This is a genomic window from Bradyrhizobium sp. SHOUNA76 (assembly GCF_023006445.1).
GTDB lineage: Bacteria > Pseudomonadota > Alphaproteobacteria > Rhizobiales > Xanthobacteraceae > Bradyrhizobium.
In genome coordinates this window covers 1-3,995 of sequence record NZ_JALBHA010000549.1, presented here as the reverse complement: position 1 = coordinate 3,995, position 3,995 = coordinate 1, and the positions used below count along the sequence as shown (strand labels likewise).

Here is a 3,995-nt window from a genome sequence, read left to right as displayed (position 1 = left end):
CGGCCATCGCGACGATGCGGCCGGCCTTTTGCAGCTTGGTCACCACCGCGCTCTTCTGATCCGGCAGCACCTCGGCCTCGACTTCGGCGATGCCGAGCCGCCGCGCCACCGCCTCAGCCGTGGTGCGATTGTCGCCGGTCAGCATGATGACCTTGATGCCTTCGGCAGCTAGCGCCTTTAGCGCCTCCGGGGTCGAGGTCTTGACCGGATCGGCGATCGCGAACAGGCCGGCAAGCCGGCCATCGACGGCCATGTTGATCACCGTGGCGCCGTCCTGGCGCAACCGTTCGGCTTCAGTGTCGAGCGCCGTCGTGTCGACCCCGATCGAGGCGAGATATCTGGCATTGCCGAGCGCGATGGTTTTGCCGTCGACCTTGCCGGTGGCGCCCTTGCCGGTCGGCGAGTCGAACTGCTCGACCTGGCCGAGGGCGAGCTGCTTCTCCTTGGCCGCACGCACGATCGCGTCAGCCAAAGGATGTTCGCTGGCGCGCTCGACACTGGCTGCAAGCCGGAGGATGTCGCCTTCCGAAAGACCGGCAGCCGGCACGATCGCGACCACCTTGGGCTTGCCCTCGGTCAGCGTGCCGGTCTTGTCGACCACCAGCGTGTCGATCTTCTCCATCCGCTCCAGCGCCTCGGCGTTCTTGATCAGCACGCCGCCTTGCGCACCGCGGCCGACGCCGACCATGATCGACATGGGGGTCGCGAGGCCCAGCGCGCAGGGGCAGGCGATGATCAGCACGCTGACCGCGGCGACAAGGCCGAAGGCCAGCCGCGGTTCCGGTCCGAGCCATGCCCAGGCGGCAAAGGCGACTATCGCGACAATGATCACGGCCGGCACGAACCAGCCCGCGACCTGATCGGCCAGCCGCTGGATCGGCGCGCGGGAACGCTGCGCGTCGGCGACCATCTGTACGATCTGCGACAGCAGCGTTTCGCGTCCGACCTTGTCGGCACGCATGATGAAGCTGCCCGATTGGTTCAGCGTGCCCGCGATGACTTTTGCACCGGTCTCCTTGGTGACCGGCATGGACTCGCCGGTGACCAGGGATTCGTCGAGCGAGGAGCGGCCCTCGAGGATTGCGCCGTCGACCGGCACCTTCTCGCCGGGACGAACGCGCAAGCGATCGCCGGCATGAAGCGTGTCGATCTCGACCTCATGCTCGCTGCCATCGGCATCGACGCGGCGCGCGGTCTTCGGGGCCAGCTGCAACAGCGCCTTGATCGCGCCCGAGGTCGCGTCACGGGCCCGCAGCTCCAGCACCTGACCGAGCAGCACCAACACGGTGATGACGGCGGCCGCCTCGAAATAGACGGCGACCGCGCCTTCATGGCCGCGGAAGGTGGCGGGAAAAATCTGCGGCGCGACGGTGCCGATGATGCTGTAGACATAGGCAACACCGGTGCCCATCGCGATCAGCGTGAACATGTTGAGGTTACGCGTCAGCAGCGATTGCCAACCGCGAACGAAGAACGGCCAGCCGGCCCACAGCACCACCGGCGTGGCGAAGACGAGCTGGATCCAGTTCGAGAGCGTCTGATCGATCCAGTTGTGCGGGCCCGCGAGATGGCCGCCCATCTCCAGCGCCACGGCCGGCAGCGCAAGTGCGCCACCGATCCAGAACCGCCGCGTCATGTCGGCAAGCTCCGGGTTTGGGCCGGTCTCCAGGCTTGCCACTTCCGGCTCGAGCGCCATGCCGCAGATCGGGCAGCTGCCGGGTCCGACCTGGCGGATCTCCGGATGCATCGGGCAGGTGTAGATCGTGCCCGCGGGCATCTCGGGCTCGGGCGCCTTGTCCTTGGCAAGATATTTGGCGGGGTCGGCGGCGAACTTGGTGCGGCAGCCGGCGGAGCAGAAATGGAAGGTCTCGCCGTGGTGCGTGAGGTTGTGCTTCGAGGTCGCGGGGTCGACCGTCATGCCGCAGACGGGATCGAGCACCTTGGTCGCGCCATCACCATGGTCATGCGCGTGATGATGCGCGTGGCCGGCACGGTCGCCGTGCCCGCCGCAGCAGGAAGACGCGGCCGGCTTGGCCGCTGGAGCAGCTGGGCTGGAACAGCCGCATCCTGTTTCCGGCTCGTGATGATGCCCGTGTTCGGCGTCTTTCATGGCGAAGCTCCGGCCTTGCAATACATACCCTATGGGGGTATATAGACCCCATGCGCAAGGACATCAAGGCATCCGTCGGAAAACGCCTCGGCCGGATCGAAGGCCAGGTTCGCGGCCTCTCGAAAATGATAGAGGAAGACCGCTACTGCATCGACATCGTGACGCAGATCTCGGCGGTGCGTGCCGCGCTGCGCCGGGTCGAGGAGGAGGTCCTGAAGGACCACGTCGCCCATTGCGTCGAGCACGCGATCGCGAGCGGCGACAAGGCCGATCAGCGCGAGAAGATCTCGGAGCTGATGGCGGTGATCGGACGGGCGGAGCGGTAGGTCTTCACTTCCGTCATTGCGAGCGAAGCGAAGCAATCCAGGCCGCCCCCGCGGAGGCAGTCTGGATTGCTTCGTCGCTGCGCTCCTCGCAACGACGGTTGTTGAGGAGAGATCGCACGACATCCTCAGATGTCGTCCCTGCGAAAGCAGGGACCCATAACCCCAGGGAGGTGTTTGGCGAAGACTCGTCGCTTGGCACTTCTACGACCTGTAACCGATAGATCGCCCGGTATGGGTCCGTGCTTTCGCAGGGACGACGATGAGGCTTACGCCGCGATCTCGCAAGTATTTCCGCGGCGACGCGCGCGGTACATCGCGAGTTCGTTCAGCTGCACAAAATGCTCGGAGAAATTGGTGGTCATCTCCGCAGGCTGCGCGCTCACTTCTTCAGTCGGAATCTCAACCGGCGCTTCTTCGTCAATCGCCTCAGGAACGAGCGGCGGCGCACGGAGCGTTTCTGGAAACACACTGAATGTGCCCGCTACCTCCTCGAGCGGCTTCTGCTTGTCGGCCCAGTGCAGGGCGGTGTAGTCGAACCCGTGCACGATGGTGGGTTTGACGACTTCGAAATAGGGCGAGATGTCGAAGTCGCGGGGCATGTAGAGCGAGGAATCGCGGATGTGCAGGATCTCGCGGCGGGCGGCGCGGCTCCCGGCCTTGGTGATCTTGGGCAGGATCGGGTAGCGCACGGCATCGAACGCCTGCGCGATCAGGGCCGAGCAGATGATCTTGGTCGGATCGCCCGAGCCGAGCGCGATCATGCGCCGCCGCCAGCGCTGCGGCACCGGCAGCGGGAACAGGAAGCGCATGAGATCGACGATGTTCTTGGTGTCGTAGCCGAAGCCGATGCGGTTGATCGCATAGCGGCAGACCGTGGTGCGGTCCTCATAGGACAGCCCGACCGGGCGGCAGAGGCGGGTGTGATAGGGGAAATATTTCGACAGCGGCGCCGAGGTGACGCCTTCGCCGATGTTGGCCTCGATCAGCACATGCGGTTCGCCGTCGCGCTCCTCCGCGCCCTCGATCGGACCGACATAGAGTGCCGCATGCGACCAGGTGGACTGCGTCAGATATTTGATGATGCCGGAGATGCGGTTGTTGCCCTCGACCAGCAGCACGTCGCCGGGCTCGATGACGCCGCGCAGGTGCTCCGGGTCGCTCGGCGTGAACGGCTCGTAGCCGGGCACCTCCTTCGAGAGGTACGCGGCAATCAGCTTGCCGACTGAATCTAGGACCGTCCCCATCTCAAACTCCCCCCACGGCCTTTTCCGGCCGTCTTTTTCCCTTCTCTAACATGGTCGAAACGTGTTGCAATTCGGTTCATCACTCCGTGAGGTCAAGCACGATTGATTCACCATGATGGTTGCCGTGCAACATCAGATACGGCAAGGTTCGCTGACTGTTCCCGTTCGCCGCAAGTCCTCGGAAACCATGACATGACAATCACGCGCCGCAGTTTCCTTTCGGCGTCGGCGGTTCTTGCCGCGATGCCGGTTCTGCGCGCGAACGCCGCGACCCTGCCGCGCGAGGCCGACATCGTCGTGATCGGTGCGGGGGCC

At 65.0% G+C, this 3,995-nt stretch carries 4 protein-coding genes; 2 read left to right on the top strand and 2 right to left on the bottom strand.

The window, feature by feature from the left end:
* Positions 1-2,110 (bottom strand): heavy metal translocating P-type ATPase (locus tag MOV74_RS32990; RefSeq protein WP_246931181.1); only part of this gene is annotated, 2,110 nt, incomplete at its 3' end.
* Between the two features lie 50 nt (positions 2,111-2,160).
* Between MOV74_RS32990 and MOV74_RS32985 the strand changes: the two genes are divergently transcribed.
* Entirely contained in the window at positions 2,161-2,436 is a 276-nt protein-coding gene (locus MOV74_RS32985; RefSeq protein WP_246931180.1) for a metal-sensitive transcriptional regulator, read from the top strand.
* A gap of 266 nt (positions 2,437-2,702) precedes the next feature.
* Here MOV74_RS32985 and MOV74_RS32980 read toward each other — a convergent pair whose 3' ends face one another.
* The gene (locus MOV74_RS32980) at positions 2,703-3,680 is read right to left on the bottom strand and encodes a YiiX/YebB-like N1pC/P60 family cysteine hydrolase (RefSeq protein ID WP_246931179.1); all 978 of its coding nucleotides are present in this window, start codon (positions 3,678-3,680) and stop codon (positions 2,703-2,705) included.
* A gap of 192 nt (positions 3,681-3,872) precedes the next feature.
* On the opposite strand from MOV74_RS32980, the gene MOV74_RS41325 reads away from it, so the two are divergent.
* Positions 3,873-3,995: twin-arginine translocation signal domain-containing protein (locus MOV74_RS41325; protein WP_404979208.1), on the top strand; the 123-nt coding region annotated here is incomplete at its 3' end.